Origin of the sequence: Kaistella treverensis, assembly GCF_900114045.1 — a bacterium.
Lineage (GTDB): Bacteria > Bacteroidota > Bacteroidia > Flavobacteriales > Weeksellaceae > Kaistella > Kaistella treverensis.
Genome location: NZ_FORQ01000004.1, coordinates 22,728 through 39,782, shown reverse-complemented (window position 1 = coordinate 39,782; position 17,055 = coordinate 22,728). Strand labels below are relative to the sequence as shown.

The window sequence follows — 17,055 nt, the reverse complement described above, 5'->3', positions numbered from 1 at the left end:
ATCTAAATTTTTTGGCGGCATTTTGAGCAAATTATTTCAAAATACCTGAATTTTATTAAAGTTCTTCCGGACCGAAAATTAGTCCAGATTGAGAATGTATTTTTTGTGATAATCGACCAGACTTTCAATAGGTTTCTGAACCACTCTGCCGATTTTTAAATTGAGTTCAGCTGCTGCAGAACGCAGGATATCTTCATAAATAAAGGCAATATAGCCCATAAAATTTATTTTCACCTCACGCGCTTCCGGGTAAGGTAAAACCTGGTAATCCAAAAAGTTTTTCATTTCATCGAAAACCATATTCTGAAAATATGGATGTTCTTTTCTTTCAGCGATAAATTTGTTGAAGTCGCCCAGATACGCATTGGCGCGAGGATTATGGTACATATTTTTAATGGCGTCGTCGATGGTTAGCTGGTATTTTTCTTTGAATTGCTTTTCCAAATCGACGGGCAATTTTTTCATGAAAAACCTGCGCAATAGATGTTTTCCCAAAGCGCTGCCGCTTCCTTCGTCACCGATAAGGAAACCTAAAGAAGGCAAATCAATACGGATTTTTTCACCATCGAAAAAGCAGGAATTAGAACCGGTTCCCAGAATGCAAACCATACCGGGTTCACCGTCGTAAGCCGCATAGGCCGCGGCGGTCATATCTTCTTTCACCCGAATTTCCGCTTGCGGAAAAGAGGTTACAAATTCGTCATTCACCTTTTTTGCATTCGCAGCGGTGCCGCAACCAGAACCATAAAAGAACAGCTTTTCGATATGATTTTTCAGGAAAAAAAGGTCTTCATTACGATCAATTTCTTTTCCGATAAAATCCGGATTGATAATATTTGGATTAAAGCCTAAAGTTGTAGTCCGCAGGTGAAGTTTCCCGGAATTATCCAGGATAACCCAGTCACATTTCGTAGAACCGCCGTCTATAATGGCAATCATATAATCATTAGTTTAAAGTGCTAAAATAATTAATTTCAACGTCAAAATTTTAGACTATGCGAAATTACGCATAATTACCGTCTTGCCGAAGCAGAGATAAAAAAAACGGACAATTGCCCGTTTTAATTTTTTGGTGAAATATTTTTACTCTACCGCAAGCACCTCGGTGATTTCCGGCGCAAATTGCTTCACGGTATTTTCCACACCAAGTTTCATTGTAGAAAAACTCATCGGGCAGCCGTTGCAGTTGCCGTGGAGTTTTACCAATACGGTGTGTTCGCGCACATCGATCAGTTCGATATCGCCGCCGTCTTTATTCAAAAACGGACGTATACTTTCCAGTGCCAACAGTACTTTGGTTACCGTTTCTTCCTGTGTTAATTGTTTTTCCATCGTTTGAGATTCATTCTTTTTTCGAAGAATAAAAGGTGTTTTTTAGGCGTTTTTTTTGTTTTTTGGTGAACAGCCTGCCATTGTGGTAATTTTTACCGCTTCGGTCGCCGGCATGTTTTTATTCCGTTCTACCAGGCTTTCTACCATTTTCTGGGTAGTTTCATGATAAATTTTTGCAACTACAGAATTTTCCTGCAAAGCTGCCGGTCTGCCAACATCGCCGGATTCGCGGATGCTTTGTACCAAAGGAATTTCGCCCAAAACAGGAATTCCCAAATCTTCAGCTAAAAACTGCGCGCCCTGGTTCCCGAAAATATAATATTTGTTTTCCGGCAATTCTTCCGGAGTAAAATACGACATATTTTCAATTAAACCTAAAACCGGAATGTTGATGCTTTCCATCTGGAACATTGCGATTCCTTTTCTTACATCAGCAAGCGCAACGTGTTGCGGCGTACTTACGATTACCGCGCCGGTTACCGGAACTTCCTGAATAATTGATAAATGAATATCGCCTGTTCCCGGTGGTAAATCGATTAAAAGGAAATCCAGTTCACCCCAAGCCGCATCGCGAATCATTTGGTTTAATGCTTTAGAAGCCATCGGGCCACGCCAAACAACCGCCTGGTTTGCACCGGAAAAATATCCGATTGAAAGCATTTTCACCCCGTAATTTTCTACCGGTTTCATCAGTGATTTTCCGTCAACTTCCACGGTAATCGGTTTTGAACCTTCCGTATCCAACATCGTTGGAATTGATGGTCCGTAAATATCAGCATCTAAAATACCAACTTTAAAACCCATTGAAGCTAAAGTTACCGCTAAGTTGGCTGCAACTGTAGATTTCCCAACGCCACCTTTTCCGGAAGCGATGGCAATAATATTCTGAATTCCCGGGATCTGTTTTCCTTTGATTTGATTTTGCTGAACTTCGGACGGTTCCGGAGATGAAATTTTCAGTTTCAAAACCACTTCTTCACCAAACTGCGAAGCGAAAGCCTGTTTCATGGCAGCTTCCAGCTTTTTCTTTTCGTGCATTGCCGGTGAATGCGCGGTCATATCGATATACACATCATTTCCCATCACCTGGAAATTGTGCACCAAATCATCTACTTCTATCTCTTTCAGGAAATCCTGAACTTTTGCTTTCGTCAACATAATTCTTTATAAAAAATTGATGGTCAAATTTAAGCAATATTTTCTTATTTAGAATGATTAAAATTTATGATAAATGTTTGTGTTAAATCTACATCACGGTTACTTTGTAGATAAAGTTATGCTTAAATACTTATTGCACAGTTATTAAAATTAAAAATTAGCCGTTGAATTGGCAAAATTCTTGATGTTTCACAACTCTCTGATACACAGACTGCTAAACTCAGTTTAATCTTAAAATATTACTATTATGAAAAATGCAATGCTTTCGGTCTTGTGCGCTGCGGCGCTGATGGCCTGTAACAAAAACGAAAACACGCAAACCACATCCACAACGGATAGTATAATGACCATGCCTGCCGACTCAACTATGATGATGACAGATTCAACGATGACTGGCACTACCAATGAAACGCTTACAGAACAGGATAAAATGTTCGCCAATGAAGCTGCTACGGGCGGAATGATGGAAGTGATGTTGGGGGTGTTGGCAGAAACCAACAGCAGTCAGCAGGAAGTAAAATCGCTCGGCAAAATGATGGTAGATGACCACACCAAAGCCAACGAGGAGCTTAAAAGCTGGGCAACAAGCGCCGGTTACGATTTACCAAATACGCTTAAAGCTGATATGCAGCAAAAATACAATGATATGCAAGCCACAAAGGGCGCTGATTTCGATAAGGCATATGTGGACTTTTTGGTGACTGATCATAAAAAAGATATTGCTGCCTATAAAAAGCAGGCAGATGCCGGTGGAGATGGCAATTTAAAATCATTCGCCTCGAAAACAGTACCGATTTTGGAGAAACATCTGAAAGCATCACAAGATGTGATGAATAATTTAAAATAAATACCAATTGGCAAAAATGAAAAAAACCGGTTTTTAACCGGTTTTTTCTATATTCTCAGCTGATCTTTATTACAAATCCCCGCCGTGATTTTCGAGCTGACCTTCCCATTTCGAAACTGCTGAAGTTGCCAAAGCGTTACCTAAAACATTGGTCATGGATCTTCCCATATCGCAAAAATGATCGATTGGTAATATCAGTGCGATACCTTCTGGCGGAATACCAAACATGGTACACGTCGCGACAATGATGACCAAACTCGCGCGAGGCACGCCCGCAATTCCTTTCGAAGTAAGCATCAATACCAAAAGCATTATAACCTGCTGACCGATGGACATATCAATACCATATATCTGCGCGATGAAAATCGCTGCGAAAGTCATATACATCATACTTCCGTCCAGGTTAAAGGAATAACCAAGCGGTAAAATAAACGAAACAATTCTGTTGTTACAGCCAAATCTTTCCAGCTCCTCTACCAATTTCGGGAAAACCGCTTCGGAACTCGTCGTGGAAAAAGCGATGAGTAACGGTGCTTTAATCCGGCGCATCAATTCAAACAAACGGTTGCCGAGAATTAAATATCCAACGATGCACAGCACCAACCATAAAACCGCCAGCGCAAAGAAGAAATCCCGGAGGTAAATCGCGTATACTTTAAATATTTCAAAACCATTGGTTGCAACGGTCGCTGCAATTGCACCTAAAACGCCTAATGGAGCAAACCACATGATGTAGCCCACCATTTTAAGGATCGCATGTGCGCAAATATCCAAAGCGCGGACAATGGGCTTGGTGTATTCTTCGCCCATATTTGCTAAAGCAATACCGAACATAATTGAAAACACCACAATCTGAAGCACTTCGTTTGTGGCGAAAGCTTCGAATAAACTTTTCGGAATAATATGGTTTACAAACTGCTCCAAAGACAATCCCTGGCTTGTAGCCAAAACCTCGCCCGCTGCATCTGCTGCAGGTTTCTCCAGCTGCATTACCAAGCCCGGCTCCAGCCAGTTTACAAATACAAGTCCGATGAAAAGTGAAACCAAAGATGCAGTAATAAACCAAAGCATTGCTTTGGAACCTACACGTCCAATCATTTTCATATCGCTCATCTTTGCAATACCAACCACCAAAGTGGTGAAGACCAACGGCGCAATAATCATCTGCACCAAACGGATGAACATTGTGCCTAAAAGCTTGATGTTTTTTGCAAAGTCGGGAGCACTATCCGGATATTGGGTGTGGACGACACCGCCCATAATCACGCCTATGATTAAAGCGACGATAATGGCGATGAACAGTTTGTTTTGACCTTTCATAAGGAGTTATTAAATGTAAGAATACAAATATATGTTTTTTTGCCAAAAATTGGGGTTATTTCTGCGTGGACAAGCGATTGAAGTGGAAATCCTTTTGCCGCGGCGCAGCCGCGGCAAAAGATTGAACGGAAAGCGCGGTCCCGGCAGAAAATTTGGTGAGGAAAAGCATGGGCGAATTTTCTGGCGGGATGGCCCAAAAAAAATTCCCTGTTAAAACAGGGAATTTTTCTTTTTGCAAAAATCTTTTAAGAATGCAGATAGCGTGCGTAGGCGTAACCTTCTTCACCATCGGAAGTGCGAACTTTCCACCATTCATCGGAAGTCTGTTCTACTAAAGTTACGGTTTCACCTTTGGCGGCTTTGCCGATTACCGCAGCGTCGGTGGATGGTTGCTGACGAATATTCAAATTAGAAGACTCGGTATTGACCGTTAACGTGGAGCCGGAAGCCAAGCCATTGACCTGAACATCTAAATTAATGTCTGAGGCTGAATAGTTCGAATCGATGGTGCCCAAAGCGTTCCATACTGCATCTTTTGCGGCGCTGTTGGCCGCGTAGCCGGAAACGTAAAGAATGCCGTTCTGTTCCGCCACGCGCAAATGGGAAATTCCTGCATTTTGCGCAGCCGCTATTACACTGGCGTATTTATCCTGTAATGTACTCATAATCTCTATTTTACTGTATAGTTATAGTTTATTTTGCCGGCCTGTAGTGCATCTACAGATTCCTTAATCTTTCGTGCTTGTGCCGGAGAAACATTTCCGGTCAAGGTAAGTTCGCCGTTCACCACTTCAGCTTTTACGGAAGGGAAATCTTTCAGCGCGTCATCAACTTTCTGTTTCACCATCGGGTCAACGGCGCTGACGGTATCTACGACTGGCGGTGGTGGCGTTGCGGCAACGGTGGACATATCCATTACATCTTTAATACCTGGAATGGCTTTAAGCGAAGCGATCATATTGTCTTTGGATGCCTGATCTTCGAAAGTTCCGCTTAAATGTGCGGTACCGTCCTTAACTTCCACAGAAGCGTTGGGGTTAGAAGTCACTACAGTGGTCGCCTGAGTCTGAAGTTCAGCGTCGGTTACTTTCTTTTCGCAGGAAACAGAACCCATAGAAATCGTAAGCGCCAAAGCGGCAAGAGCAAGTGTCTTTTTCATAGTTTTAATGTTTAACGTTAATAATTATTCTCAAATTTAACAATTAATAAGCCTTTAAATCCTTAAAGTATTATAAAATTTTCTTAAAGTTTAAGGAATTATTTTCGAAATTGATAAATTTACGGTGCTATTTTGACCAATTTTTATGTTTTTAATTGGTAGGGTTTCGCGAGCGGAAAGTTAAATTTATGCGTGGCGAATGAATCTTTTTTGATGGTGGCAAACTGTGTAGCCAATGTCTTTGGGTTTCACCTTTCATCAGCAGTAAACTGCCGTTTTCCAGAATAAATTCCAGCCGCTCTTTCGTGGTTTTATGCTTGAAAACAAACTTGCGCGCAGCACCTAAACTTAAGGAAGCAATCGCGCTGTTTTTTGTAATGTCGCCTTCGGAATCGCTGTGATAGCCCAGTCCTTCGCTACCGTCGTGGTATAAGTTCAAAAGGCAGGAATTGAAATTTTCACCGGTAAGCTCTTCAACCTTATTTTTCAGCTCTAAAAGTTCCGGCAACCAAACGGTAGCGGTTTTTTTAATTTGAGAATAAGTATAATCCATTTCGGCATCGGCGTACCATGCTATTTTTCGGCTGGTGACTATGTGTTTACCGAACATCATCACCTCATCATTTTTCCAGGCGCCGTTTTGCATTAATTTTTCGAAAAAATTTGTGGCTTCTTCGGCGGATAAAATTTTACCGTAATAATTCACGGTTCCGTCGTATGGCAATAAATTGGCGTGCGGATCGGGCTGATGTTCAAATAATTCCATTCGGTATAAATTGGTGAGAATTTCTCGGATTTTTTGCTAAATTCGTTCAAAATAAATTCTATGAAAAAAATATTCCAGATTTTACTGGCTTTTTATTTTGTGACGGCCTTTTCTCAAAAACGGCCCGACAATACTTTTATTAAAGAAAATTACACCAAAAAAGAAGTTTACATTCCGATGCGCGACGGTATAAAACTTTTTACTTCGGTTTACGTCCCAAAAGATATTTCCAAAAACAACAAATATCCGTTCCTGATGCAGCGCACGTGTTACAGCGTAGCGCCGTACGGTGAAAACGAATACCGCAGCGGTCTCGGCCCGAACCAATACCTGATGAAAGATAAGTACATCTTTGTGTATCAGGATGTTCGCGGGCGATACATGAGCGAAGGAACCTTCACCAACATGACACCGCAGGTGGACCATAAAACCAAAAAAGATGTTGATGAAAGCACCGACACTTACGACACCATCGAGTGGTTGCTGAAAAACTTTCCGAACAATAACGGTAAAGTTGGGCAATACGGAACTTCTTATCCAGGATTTTATACTGCAGCTGGAATTTTATCTGATCACCCCGCGCTGGTTGCCTCTTCGCCGCAGGCACCGATTTCCGATTTCTGGAATGACGACTTTCTGCACAACGGAAAATTTATGTTGGGTTATTTCCGCACTTTTCCGGTTTTCGGCATTCAGAAAACAAAACCCGAAGATAAAGCGTGGTATATGGATACTTTCGTAAAACAGACTTCTGAAGACGGTTTGCAGTTTTACCGTGACATGGGAACTTTAAAAGACGGTTATGAGAAATATTACAAAAATAATTTCTTCATGACTGAAATTATGAACCACCCGAATTATGATGAATTCTGGCAAAAGAGAAGTTTATTACCACACCTGAAAAATGTGACACACGCGGTGATGACCGTCGGTGGTTGGTTTGATGCTGAAGATTTAGCCGGTCCGCTGAATATTTACAAAACCATTGAAAAAACCAGCCCCAAAGCTAAAAACACGTTAGTAATGGGACCGTTTTCCCATGGTGCATGGGCTCGTGAAACCGGAAAGCATTTTCATAACGAAATTTACTTCGGCGACAGCATCGCAACTTATTATCAAAGAAATTTGGAAACGCCATTTTTTCGCCACTATTTGAAGGAAAATTCTAAAACTGACGCAGGTTTACCGGAAGCAGCTTTATTTGATACCGGTAAAATGGAATGGAAAGAATTTGCCGCTTATCCGCCGAAAAATGTACAGAAAATACAGTTGTATCTTGCTGATGGAACGTTGAGAGATAAAGCTTCTGCAAGTGTTTCGGAATATTTCAGCGACCCGAATAATCCGGTGATCAGCTCTGAAAATCTGAAAGATTTCAACGGTTTTACGCCCAGAAATTATATGAGTGAAGACCAGCGTTTCGCGGTCGGCAGGCCAGACGTACTGACTTTCACCACCGATGTTCTAACTGAAGACATGACTTTCGCGGGAGAAATTTTAGCTAAACTAAAAGTGGCTTCCACTTCCACGGACGCGGATTTCGCTGTAAAATTAATCGATGTTTATCCACCGGATTTTGTTCCGGCGCAGAAAAAAGACGGTGTTGTTTACGGCAATTATCATCAAATGGTGAGAAGCGAAATTATGCCGGCGAGATTTAGAAACTCCCGTGAAAAACCTGAAGCTATGGTACCAAACCAAAACACTTCGGTTGATGTGAAACTGCAGGATGTTTTGCACACCTTTAAAAAAGGACACCGTATTCAAATTCAGATTTCAAGTACTTGGTTCCCGTTATTTGCGGTGAATCCACAGAAATTTTTAGATAACCCTAATTTCGCAAGCAAGGAAGATTACACCAAAGCTTTCATTAAAATATTTGGCGACAGCTCGCTGGAAGTGGGTATTTTAAAATAAAAGCAGCATTTAGCACCGAAAAATAAAGACCAAAACATCAATTTGTTTTGGTCTTTTTGATTATAAAAATTTGCCGTTTAAAGCGGCTTTATTTTGATTTTGATGAAGAACGCCTGCCGCAGCTTTTATAGCTAGAATTAAAAAAAACCTGCTTTTAGCACCTAAAAAAAATAAAGACCAAAACATTAGTTTGTTTTGGTCTTTTAATTATAAAAAATTTGCCGTTAAAAGTGGCTTTTTTTTGAATTTCTAAACTGATGAGTATAGCTTAAATGGAAGCCATCAACTCATCGGTGATTTCCATATTGTGGTAAACGTTCTGTACGTCATCATCTTCCTCGAAACGCTCCAGCATTTTCATATTTATTTTAAACTGCTCTTCAGATACTTCTTTGGTATTATTCGGGATTCGCTGAACTTCGGCGCTTTTCGGTTCAATTCCGAGCTCATGAAGTTTGTGTGAAAGTGTACCAAAATCTTCAAAAGCGGTGGTGATAAAAACTTCTTCATCGTCGTGATCAATTTCTTCGGCACCGCCGTCAATCATTTCCATCTCGAAATCATCCCACTCGGTTTTAATTTGTGAACGGTCCAGAGAAAAAACACCTTTTCTGTCGAAAATAAAAGCGAGTTCACCGTTTTTACCGAGATTTCCATCAAACTTATTGAAGACGGCACGTACGTTTGCTACGGTGCGCGTTGGGTTGTTGGTGGTACATTCTACAAAAAAAGCTACACCACCCTGGCCGTAACCTTCGTATGTAATTTCTTCATAGCTCTCAGCATCTGCACCGCTGGCTTTTTTAATGGCGCGTTCAACGTTATCCTTGGGCATATTGGCGCCTTTCGCATTCTGGATGCAACGTCGTAATGCTGGATTGGAGTCAGGATCCGGACCGCCGGCTTTTACCGCCAGAGCGATATCTTTCCCGATCTTTGAAAACGTTTTGGCCATCTTGTCCCAGCGGGCCATTTTTGAAGCTTTTCTGTATTCGAATGCGCGTCCCATCGTAATGTTTATTTTGTGTGTGCAAAAATAATAAAATATGGCAATAAAAAACGCTCCCTTTGAAGGGAGCGTCATTTATTTAGAAAAATAATTGATTATTTTTTCTTTTTTGCAGCTGGTACATCAGATTTTTGGTAAGTAGCCCATTCTGCAGCATCTTCGATTGCTCTAACAACAACTTTTCTGTCTTGTTGTCTTTCTTCGTTAGAAGCAGTTTCAGGAACTACAGCTTTAGCTTCACCAACACCAATTGATTTAAGAGCGTTTGCTTCTACACCTCTGCTGTCTAAAGCAGATACTACAGCAGCAGCTCTTCTTCTTGACAATGAAAGGTTATAAGCTTCAGCACCTTTTTTATCAGTTTGACCTTCTAGTAAATAGTTACCACCGTCAGTTTTGATAAGGGTTGCAGCAGCATCTAATCTTGGACCTGACTCAGCTTTAATTGTAGCTTTATCGAAATCGAAATAGATGTTTTTCAATTCTCCTTCTACTTCAGAAGCAGTAACTGATTTTGGTTTTGGACAACCGTTATATTGTGCAAGACCTGGAACTGTAGGACAAGCGTCATCTTTATCTAACACTCCGTCGCCATCAGTATCTGGCCAAGGACATCCGTTGTTTTCAGCTGGACCAGCAACTTCTGGACAAGCATCATCTTTATCAACTACACCATCACCGTCAGTATCTGGCCAAGGACAACCGTTGTTTTCAACTGGTCCTGCAACATCTGGACATTGATCGTCGATATCTGGAACTCCGTCACCATCAGTATCTGGACAACCTTGGAATTCAGCTAAACCTGGTGTATCAGGACATCTGTCATCTTTATCTAAAATTCCGTCTTTATCTCTATCCATGTTTCCGAATCTGAACAATAATGAAGCAGATGCCTGGAAGAAGTTAGCTACAGTAGATTTGTCTCCTGGAGTAGAAACGTAATCACCCTGAACACCAATACCGAAACCTTTAGTGATCCAGAAGTTAGATCCTAAACCAGTTGCTAAAGCAAAGTGGTTCGCTCCAATGTTTTGACCGTCTTCGTCAACAGCGTTCATAGCTCCTGAGTAGTCGTGTCTCAAATAGTTAGCACCAACTCTTAAATATGGGTCAAACCAAGATTCTTCGTCCCAAAGTCCGTTGAATTTGAATTGCAAACCAAGACCAGTCATTAGGAAAAATTCTTTTCCCATACCAATTCTCGTATTGTCAATATTTCCAACAGAAGTTTGCCAATCAAGAACCAAGTATTGGTTCAGGTTTCTAGCAACAGTTAACTTGGAAAGTGGAGGTGTAATTGTAAAATTGTTGATATTGTACAACTGACCTTGATCTCCACCACCGAAAGCAGTTGAGACAACATCTCCAACTTTTCCTCCAGCCGCAGCGTGGTTTACCCCATGAGCACCAACTCCGATTAACCACGGGTTGTTGGTAGTCTGAGCGAACACAGTAGAGGCAACAGTTAGTGCCAATGCTGAAATTCCTAATTTTAGATTTTTCATAGAATTAAATGATTAAATAATTGATAATGCAAAATAAATATAAATTTTCTTTATAAACAAAGATTTGTAGGCTTTATTTAACTTTTCTTTAATAATCTGTCTAAATTTCTTCGGTTTTCTCTATCTTTTATGCTTTCGCGTTTATCATAGAGTTTTTTACCGCGGCCAAGGGCGATAAGAACTTTGGCTTTCCCCTTATCATTGATATAAAGTTTTAAAGGAATAATGGTATTTCCAACATCCTTTAGCTTCTTTTCCAGCTTCTGTAATTCTCGTTTGTGCAACAGCAACTTCCGTTCCCTTTTTGTTTTGTGGTTGTAATATGTTCCCAATTTATACTCGTCAATCGTCATATTTATGATGTACAATTCACCGTCAATAAACTGGCAAAAGGACTCGGTAATACTCGCTCGTGAAGAGCGTAAAGATTTTATTTCGGTGCCCGTAAGTACCATGCCTGCTTCGATTTCATCAAAAATCTCAAATTCGAAGCGGGCTCTTTTATTGTAAATAGCGATCGATTTTTCAATTTTCATTTTGATGATTTTTTCATTTTTAATTTTTCGTTAAATTTTATAAAATTTTAACACGAAACTATTAATTTTTGGCAGTCAAATATTGGTCCAAAACAGGTAAAATTTCAGCACCTGTTAAGCAATGCTATAAACCCAATTTGTTTTCGTAATTTTGCACCAAATTTACAAAACTATATGTTAACAGTATCTAATTTATCTTTACAATTCGGCAAAAGAGTGCTTTTTGACGATGTAAATATTATGTTTAGTAAGGGAAATTGTTACGGTATTATCGGCGCAAATGGTGCCGGTAAATCTACTTTCCTAAAAATTCTTACAGGTCAGCAAGACCCCACAACGGGCTCAATTTCCCTTGAACCGGGAAAAAGAATGTCCGTTTTAGAGCAGGATCACTTCGCTTATGATAATTTTACCGTGTTGGAAACGGTTTTACGGGGAAATAAAAAATTGTTCGAGATTAAAACCGAAATGGATGCGCTTTATGCTAAAGAAGATTTTTCGGATGAAGATGGTATAAAAGCGGGCGAACTCGGCGTTATTTATGATGAAATGGGCGGCTGGAACTCAGAGTCCGATGCGATGACGATGCTTTCCAACGTTGGTATCAAAGATGAAATGCACTACCAAATGATGGGCGAACTAGAAAACCAAAACAAAGTAAAAGTGCTTCTTGCCCAGGCTTTATTTGGAAATCCCGACGTGCTTATTCTCGATGAGCCTACCAATGATTTGGACATTGAAACCATTGCGTGGTTAGAAGACTTCCTTTCGACCTACGAAAATACGGTAATCGTTGTTTCTCACGACCGTCACTTCCTGGATACGGTTTGTACGCACATCGGGGATTTAGATTATTCGAAACTGAACTTATACACCGGAAACTACTCTTTTTGGTATCAAGCTTCGCAGCTGGCTACAAGACAAAGACAACAGGCGAATAAAAAAGCAGAGGACAAAAAGAAAGAACTTCAGGACTTCATCGCGAGATTCTCGTCCAACGTTGCAAAAGCAAAACAGGCAACTGCGCGTAAAAAGATGATCGATAAGCTGAACATCGAAGACATCAAACCTTCATCAAGACGCTACCCGGCAATTATCTTCGATACGGAACGCGAAGCTGGTGACCAGATTTTAGAGGTTAAAAATCTTGAAAAAACAAAAGACGGTGAACTTCTTTTTTCCAATATCGATTTAAATCTGAAAAAAGGAGACAAAGTAGCGGTAATTTCTAAAAACAGCTTAGCAATTACAGAATTTTTCCAGATCTTAAGTGGAAATACGGAAGCGGATAAAGGAACTTTCAATTGGGGAATTACCACGAACCAATCGTATATGCCTTTGGATAACGCAAGCTTTTTCCAGGAAAATATCAACTTGGTTGATTGGCTTCGACAGTTTACCAAAAATGATGAAGAGCGCCACGAAGAATATATGCGCGGCTTTTTAGGTAAAATGTTATTTTCCGGCGACGAAGCTCTAAAATCGTGCACCGTACTTTCCGGAGGTGAAAAAATGCGTTGTATGTTCAGCCGAATGATGTTGCAGCGCGCGAACGTTTTGCTTTTAGATGAGCCGACCAACCACCTGGACCTTGAAAGTATTACGACTTTAAATAACTCTTTGGTTAACTTTAAAGGAAATATTCTGCTGGCTTCACATGACCACGAAATGCTGCAAACGGTCTGTAACCGCATCATCGAATTAACTCCGAAAGGAATTATCGATCGTGAAATGACATACGACGAATATTTATCAGATAAAAAAGTGAAGGAATTACAGCAACAAATGTATTAACCAACCGCTTTTACAAAATGAAAAAAACCGCCAAATAAGGCGGTTTTTTTTTGCAGGAAGACTTTGATAAAATCAAAGTCTTCCTAACCAAAATATATAGAATGAGAAAAATTTATTTGCTGCTTAAGCGATGAATAATCCCGCAATTGCTGCTGAATCGCTTCCGCTTAAAGTTTCATCGAACGATGCCGAACCTGCCGCCGCGCCAAATTTCGTCGAAGTATTATAACCAGCCTGGATGACATTTTCTTCGCCTGCATAAACAGCATCTGTGGCTGCCGGCATATTTCCGCCGTCTTTCAGTTCTATCCAGCCTTTGTTCATCCGCATTCTGCGAACTTGTGACGCGTGTCTTGCTTCAACGGAATGGATTTGCAACGCTGCCTGCAAAATTGCTTTATTTGATGCAACATTTCCCGCCTGACCTTTATAAGCACGAACTCCCGTATCTTCAAAAGCCTGCGCCAAAATCATAAATGTCTTATAATCCGTAAACGGTTGGAAATTTCCGCCCGCGGTAAAATCGAATTTTGGTTTTGCGCCCGGTGTTGTTCCGAGTGAAGAAATGGCAGCTTTTAAAAACGCGACATGCGCTGTTTCGTGTTTGCTTATTTGCTGAAAAACTACACGATCAGCTGTCGGAATTAATCCTGTACTTGCTAAGCCGGTTCTGTAATATTCATCTTCCAGATATTCTAAAACAAGCGCCAGTTGTAACGCGTCGGTTAAAGCGGAAGCTGCCGAAGATGTGCTTGCTACCGTGGTAGTTGCTGCTTTAGCATCCGTCGCCATAAAAGAGCCTAATCCTAAAGGAATACTCGCTATTGCGGTTTTTCGTCCGAAATTGGCGATATCTAAAAGACCTTCTGACCTCGAGGTCATTTTAGTGAAAAATTGATCGTCTGATAATTTATCTAATATATTGAGTAAGTTCATAATGCTGTTATTTAAGTTAAAATTGATGTAAAGTGATTAACCGATTCCCTGTTCTTTCCACGTGAACGGTGTTTTAAAGAAACCGCCCGCTGCCATTACAATATCTTTCGGCTCTTTTGCAACATCCAAACCGTTGGCGTCTACCACATCATCACCGGAAAACGCACCGGTTCCGGGGCTGATCAAATCTCTGATCGCTGAAGCGTGCCGCGCCTCTACTGAAACAATTTTCCCAGCAATAACCAAGTAATCTAAATTTGTAATGTACTTACCTGCACCATTATATGCGGCGACACCTGTATCTTCCAAAGCTTTTGCTGTCGCGAGAATGGAACTTCTGCTTTTGAAATCAACTCCGTCGTATTTGAATTCCAGCGTTGGTGTTGGTGTTGCGCCAGCCGCTGTAATTGCAGCTTTAAAGAAATCACGGTGAATAACCTCGTGGTTATAAATATCAGTAAAAAGTTGCTTTTCAACTGTAGAAATTCCACCGTAGAAACTGTTGACAACTTTGGTGTAAAAATCGGCTTCCAGCTGTTCCAACGCGTAAGCGTAATTTAAAACGCCCACATCGCCTTTCCCAAGATCGAATACATTTTGGTTCATCGGCATATCCATGTTGTCATCTCTACAGCCCACCACAGCCAAACCTGCGACAGCGAGTCCTATTCCGCTTAATTTCAAAAAATTTCTTCTGCTTGTATCCAAAGTCGCTCCTTTGTTCGATACAGTAATTGTTTTCTGCATAATAATGATTTTTATGATTAATGATTGTATAAAATAATTACGAGCAGCTTTTTAATTCAGATTTCGGAATGCAGAATATTTTTTAAAATAATATGTAAAGCATTGAACATCAGGTTAAAAAATTTTATATTTTGTTTTTCATTAATGAAATGTTTATAGCAAAATCGAAAAAAAAACGGCAATAAAGCAGCTAATTTTTTACCGAAAATCAGCATTTCCTTCGGCTTTTCTTATCGACTTTTTAAAATAGAAAACACTGAAAAATTGCCCGAAATAACCTGATATTTTTTCCTATTTTTGTAAGATTATGAGTCAAAAATGGATTTTTACACCCGAGCCAAATGAAGATATTGTAGACAGTATCAGCTCCTCATTGGGTTTCGGAACCTTTGAATCCAAGATTCTGGTTCTGCGCGGAATAGACAATTATCAGAAAGCACGCGAATTTTTTAAACCAAACCTCGGCGATATTCACAATCCTTTTTTAATGAAGGATATGCAGGTTGCCGTGGACCGAATTGCAACCGCAATTGAAAACGGTGAGAAAATCCTGGTTTACGGTGATTATGATGTTGACGGAACCACCGCTGTTGCGCTGATGTATCTTTACCTAAGCAAAATTGTTGAAAAGAAATACCTCGATTATTATATTCCGGACCGAAATATAGAAGGCTACGGGATTTCCACCGAAGGAATTGATTTCGCGAAAAACAACGGATTTTCACTCATTATCGCGCTTGATTGCGGTATTAAAGCTATCGAAAAAATTGACTACGCAAAAAGTCTCGGCATAGATTTTATCATCTGCGACCACCATTTACCTGGCGAAAGAATTCCCGATGCGGTTGCGGTTTTAGATCCGAAACGTAAAGATTGCCGTTATCCGTTCAAGGAACTTTCGGGTTGCGGCGTTGGTTTTAAACTTTGTCAGGGCCTGAACAGCATTTACAAGATTCCGGAAGCCGAACTTTTTGAACTTACCGATTTGCTCGCCATTTCCATTGCGGCCGACATTGTTTCGATGAGTGGTGAAAACCGTGTTTTGGCAAAACAGGGTTTAAAAGTTTTACGGAAAACCCGGAATATCGGTTTGCGCTTGCTTATTCCGGAAGATAAACTGGCAACTTTTGAAATCTCAAATATTGTTTTTGAAATCGCTCCAAAAATAAATGCGGCGGGCAGAATTTCACACGGAAGAGCCGCGGTGGAATTAATGGTTTCCGACAACCTGAAACACGCGCATCAAATCGTTGGCGATATTTTAAGCCTGAATGATTCGCGCCGCGAAATGGACATGAGCAGTACTACCGAGGCACTTTTACAGGTAGAAACTTCCGGTCAGATTACCAACCGTTCTACCATTGTTTACGGTCCCGGCTGGAATAAAGGTGTAATCGGAATTGTAGCTTCACGATTGATTGAATCCCATTACAAACCGACTTTGGTTTTCACCGATGGTAATAATGGCGAAATGGTGGCATCGGCACGTTCAGTTGCTGATTTTGATGTTCACCACGCGCTGGAATGCTGTTCGGATTTGTTTCTGAAATTCGGCGGGCATCCTGCTGCAGCAGGACTTTCAATGGAGAAAGCTAAATTCGAAGCTTTTAAGCAGAAATTTGAGCAGGTTGTTTGTGAAAAAATTAGGGAACATCAGATCGAGCCCAGCATCACCATTGATTCTGTGGTAGAAATTGAAGATTTAAACAAGGATTTTTTCAATTTTCACCGAAAGCTTGCGCCATTTGGTCCGCACAATATGAAACCGAATTTGGTCCTGAAAAACCAAAAAGTTGCTGGTTATGTAAAAACAATGGGCAAAGATAATTCCCATGTCAAATTTTTCATCCGACAGGAATCTTCGGGCAGAAATATTGAATGCATTGGTTTTAAATTGGGAAAATATGCTGATGAATTCCGCAAAAGAAGTTTCGACATGGCGTTTACCGCAGAAGAAAATCACTGGAAAGGAAACGTAACGTATTACCTCAACATCAGAGACGTAAAATTTCTCTAAAATAGCCGGTAA

16 protein-coding genes are annotated in these 17,055 nt (G+C 40.5%); 4 read left to right on the top strand and 12 right to left on the bottom strand.

The window, feature by feature from the left end; genetic code table 11:
- Positions 1-78 precede the first annotated feature (78 nt).
- The 3 genes from BMZ55_RS09900 to BMZ55_RS09890 form a co-directional block, all read right to left on the bottom strand.
- The gene (locus BMZ55_RS09900; protein WP_089820212.1) at positions 79-939 is read right to left on the bottom strand and encodes a BadF/BadG/BcrA/BcrD ATPase family protein; all 861 of its coding nucleotides are present in this window, start codon (positions 937-939) and stop codon (positions 79-81) included.
- Positions 940-1,083: 144 nt separating this feature from the next.
- Entirely contained in the window at positions 1,084-1,332 is a 249-nt protein-coding gene (locus BMZ55_RS09895; RefSeq protein ID WP_052252107.1) for a NifU family protein, read from the bottom strand.
- Between the two features lie 42 nt (positions 1,333-1,374).
- Positions 1,375-2,490 (bottom strand): Mrp/NBP35 family ATP-binding protein, encoded by a 1,116-nt coding sequence (locus BMZ55_RS09890; RefSeq protein WP_089820211.1) that lies wholly within the window; start codon positions 2,488-2,490, stop codon positions 1,375-1,377.
- 247 nt (positions 2,491-2,737) lie between these two features.
- Between BMZ55_RS09890 and BMZ55_RS09885 the strand changes: the two genes are divergently transcribed.
- Complete coding sequence (locus BMZ55_RS09885; RefSeq protein ID WP_089820210.1) at positions 2,738-3,337, top strand: DUF4142 domain-containing protein; 600 nt, start codon at positions 2,738-2,740, stop codon at positions 3,335-3,337.
- 69 nt (positions 3,338-3,406) lie between these two features.
- Here the strand turns inward: BMZ55_RS09885 and BMZ55_RS09880 are convergent, their stop codons facing one another.
- The 4 genes from BMZ55_RS09880 to BMZ55_RS09860 all read right to left on the bottom strand — a co-directional run bounded on the left by BMZ55_RS09880 (position 3,407) and on the right by BMZ55_RS09860 (position 6,582).
- Positions 3,407-4,657, bottom strand: a complete 1,251-nt coding sequence (locus tag BMZ55_RS09880; protein ID WP_089820209.1) for a dicarboxylate/amino acid:cation symporter — start codon at positions 4,655-4,657, stop codon at positions 3,407-3,409.
- 245 nt (positions 4,658-4,902) lie between these two features.
- The gene (locus BMZ55_RS09870; RefSeq protein ID WP_039342934.1) at positions 4,903-5,322 is read right to left on the bottom strand and encodes an SH3 domain-containing protein; all 420 of its coding nucleotides are present in this window, start codon (positions 5,320-5,322) and stop codon (positions 4,903-4,905) included.
- A gap of 5 nt (positions 5,323-5,327) precedes the next feature.
- A complete protein-coding gene (locus BMZ55_RS09865) occupies positions 5,328-5,816 on the bottom strand; it encodes a BON domain-containing protein (protein ID WP_039342932.1) in 489 nt (162 codons plus the stop codon).
- A gap of 151 nt (positions 5,817-5,967) precedes the next feature.
- Positions 5,968-6,582 (bottom strand): alpha-ketoglutarate-dependent dioxygenase AlkB family protein, encoded by a 615-nt coding sequence (locus tag BMZ55_RS09860; protein ID WP_089820207.1) that lies wholly within the window; start codon positions 6,580-6,582, stop codon positions 5,968-5,970.
- A gap of 60 nt (positions 6,583-6,642) precedes the next feature.
- On the opposite strand from BMZ55_RS09860, the gene BMZ55_RS09855 reads away from it, so the two are divergent.
- Positions 6,643-8,499 carry a CocE/NonD family hydrolase gene (locus BMZ55_RS09855; RefSeq protein WP_089820206.1) on the top strand — a complete coding sequence of 619 codons (1,857 nt, stop codon included), beginning with the start codon at positions 6,643-6,645 and terminating at the stop codon, positions 8,497-8,499.
- A gap of 268 nt (positions 8,500-8,767) precedes the next feature.
- Here BMZ55_RS09855 and BMZ55_RS09850 read toward each other — a convergent pair whose 3' ends face one another.
- The 3 genes from BMZ55_RS09850 to smpB all read right to left on the bottom strand — a co-directional run bounded on the left by BMZ55_RS09850 (position 8,768) and on the right by smpB (position 11,549).
- Positions 8,768-9,508, bottom strand: a complete 741-nt coding sequence (locus BMZ55_RS09850) for a YebC/PmpR family DNA-binding transcriptional regulator (RefSeq protein ID WP_039342903.1) — start codon at positions 9,506-9,508, stop codon at positions 8,768-8,770.
- Positions 9,509-9,603: 95 nt separating this feature from the next.
- A complete protein-coding gene (locus BMZ55_RS09845; protein WP_039342902.1) occupies positions 9,604-11,013 on the bottom strand; it encodes an OmpA family protein in 1,410 nt (469 codons plus the stop codon).
- A gap of 77 nt (positions 11,014-11,090) precedes the next feature.
- Positions 11,091-11,549 carry an SsrA-binding protein SmpB gene (gene smpB / locus BMZ55_RS09840; RefSeq protein WP_089820205.1) on the bottom strand — a complete coding sequence of 153 codons (459 nt, stop codon included), beginning with the start codon at positions 11,547-11,549 and terminating at the stop codon, positions 11,091-11,093.
- 174 nt (positions 11,550-11,723) lie between these two features.
- Between smpB and BMZ55_RS09835 the strand changes: the two genes are divergently transcribed.
- Complete coding sequence (locus tag BMZ55_RS09835; RefSeq protein ID WP_039342899.1) at positions 11,724-13,343, top strand: ABC-F family ATP-binding cassette domain-containing protein; 1,620 nt, start codon at positions 11,724-11,726, stop codon at positions 13,341-13,343.
- 123 nt (positions 13,344-13,466) lie between these two features.
- Here BMZ55_RS09835 and BMZ55_RS09830 read toward each other — a convergent pair whose 3' ends face one another.
- Both BMZ55_RS09830 and BMZ55_RS09825 read right to left on the bottom strand, forming a co-directional pair.
- Complete coding sequence (locus BMZ55_RS09830) at positions 13,467-14,279, bottom strand: ferritin-like domain-containing protein (RefSeq protein WP_089820204.1); 813 nt, start codon at positions 14,277-14,279, stop codon at positions 13,467-13,469.
- A gap of 36 nt (positions 14,280-14,315) precedes the next feature.
- On the bottom strand, positions 14,316-15,026 hold the full coding sequence (locus tag BMZ55_RS09825; RefSeq protein ID WP_089820203.1) for a ferritin-like domain-containing protein: 711 nt from the start codon (positions 15,024-15,026) through the stop codon (positions 14,316-14,318).
- Between the two features lie 307 nt (positions 15,027-15,333).
- Here BMZ55_RS09825 and recJ point away from each other — a divergent pair, with 307 nt between their 5' ends.
- Positions 15,334-17,043, top strand: coding sequence for a single-stranded-DNA-specific exonuclease RecJ (gene recJ / locus BMZ55_RS09820; RefSeq protein WP_089820202.1), 1,710 nt, complete (start codon positions 15,334-15,336; stop codon positions 17,041-17,043).
- Positions 17,044-17,055: the final 12 nt, after the last annotated feature.

Coding starts and splice junctions, on each gene's coding strand:
- BMZ55_RS09835 (WP_039342899.1), top strand. CDS start 11,724: ATGTTAACAGTATCTAATTTATCTTTACAATTCGGCAAAAGAGTGCTT.
- BMZ55_RS09865 (WP_039342932.1), bottom strand. CDS start 5,816: ATGAAAAAGACACTTGCTCTTGCCGCTTTGGCGCTTACGATTTCTATG.
- BMZ55_RS09900 (WP_089820212.1), bottom strand. CDS start 939: ATGATTGCCATTATAGACGGCGGTTCTACGAAATGTGACTGGGTTATC.
- BMZ55_RS09855 (WP_089820206.1), top strand. CDS start 6,643: ATGAAAAAAATATTCCAGATTTTACTGGCTTTTTATTTTGTGACGGCC.
- BMZ55_RS09885 (WP_089820210.1), top strand. CDS start 2,738: ATGAAAAATGCAATGCTTTCGGTCTTGTGCGCTGCGGCGCTGATGGCC.
- BMZ55_RS09870 (WP_039342934.1), bottom strand. CDS start 5,322: ATGAGTACATTACAGGATAAATACGCCAGTGTAATAGCGGCTGCGCAA.
- recJ (WP_089820202.1), top strand. CDS start 15,334: ATGAGTCAAAAATGGATTTTTACACCCGAGCCAAATGAAGATATTGTA.
- BMZ55_RS09860 (WP_089820207.1), bottom strand. CDS start 6,582: ATGGAATTATTTGAACATCAGCCCGATCCGCACGCCAATTTATTGCCA.
- BMZ55_RS09850 (WP_039342903.1), bottom strand. CDS start 9,508: ATGGGACGCGCATTCGAATACAGAAAAGCTTCAAAAATGGCCCGCTGG.
- BMZ55_RS09830 (WP_089820204.1), bottom strand. CDS start 14,279: ATGAACTTACTCAATATATTAGATAAATTATCAGACGATCAATTTTTC.
- BMZ55_RS09880 (WP_089820209.1), bottom strand. CDS start 4,657: ATGAAAGGTCAAAACAAACTGTTCATCGCCATTATCGTCGCTTTAATC.
- BMZ55_RS09845 (WP_039342902.1), bottom strand. CDS start 11,013: ATGAAAAATCTAAAATTAGGAATTTCAGCATTGGCACTAACTGTTGCC.
- BMZ55_RS09890 (WP_089820211.1), bottom strand. CDS start 2,490: ATGTTGACGAAAGCAAAAGTTCAGGATTTCCTGAAAGAGATAGAAGTA.
- BMZ55_RS09825 (WP_089820203.1), bottom strand. CDS start 15,026: ATGCAGAAAACAATTACTGTATCGAACAAAGGAGCGACTTTGGATACA.
- BMZ55_RS09895 (WP_052252107.1), bottom strand. CDS start 1,332: ATGGAAAAACAATTAACACAGGAAGAAACGGTAACCAAAGTACTGTTG.
- smpB (WP_089820205.1), bottom strand. CDS start 11,549: ATGAAAATTGAAAAATCGATCGCTATTTACAATAAAAGAGCCCGCTTC.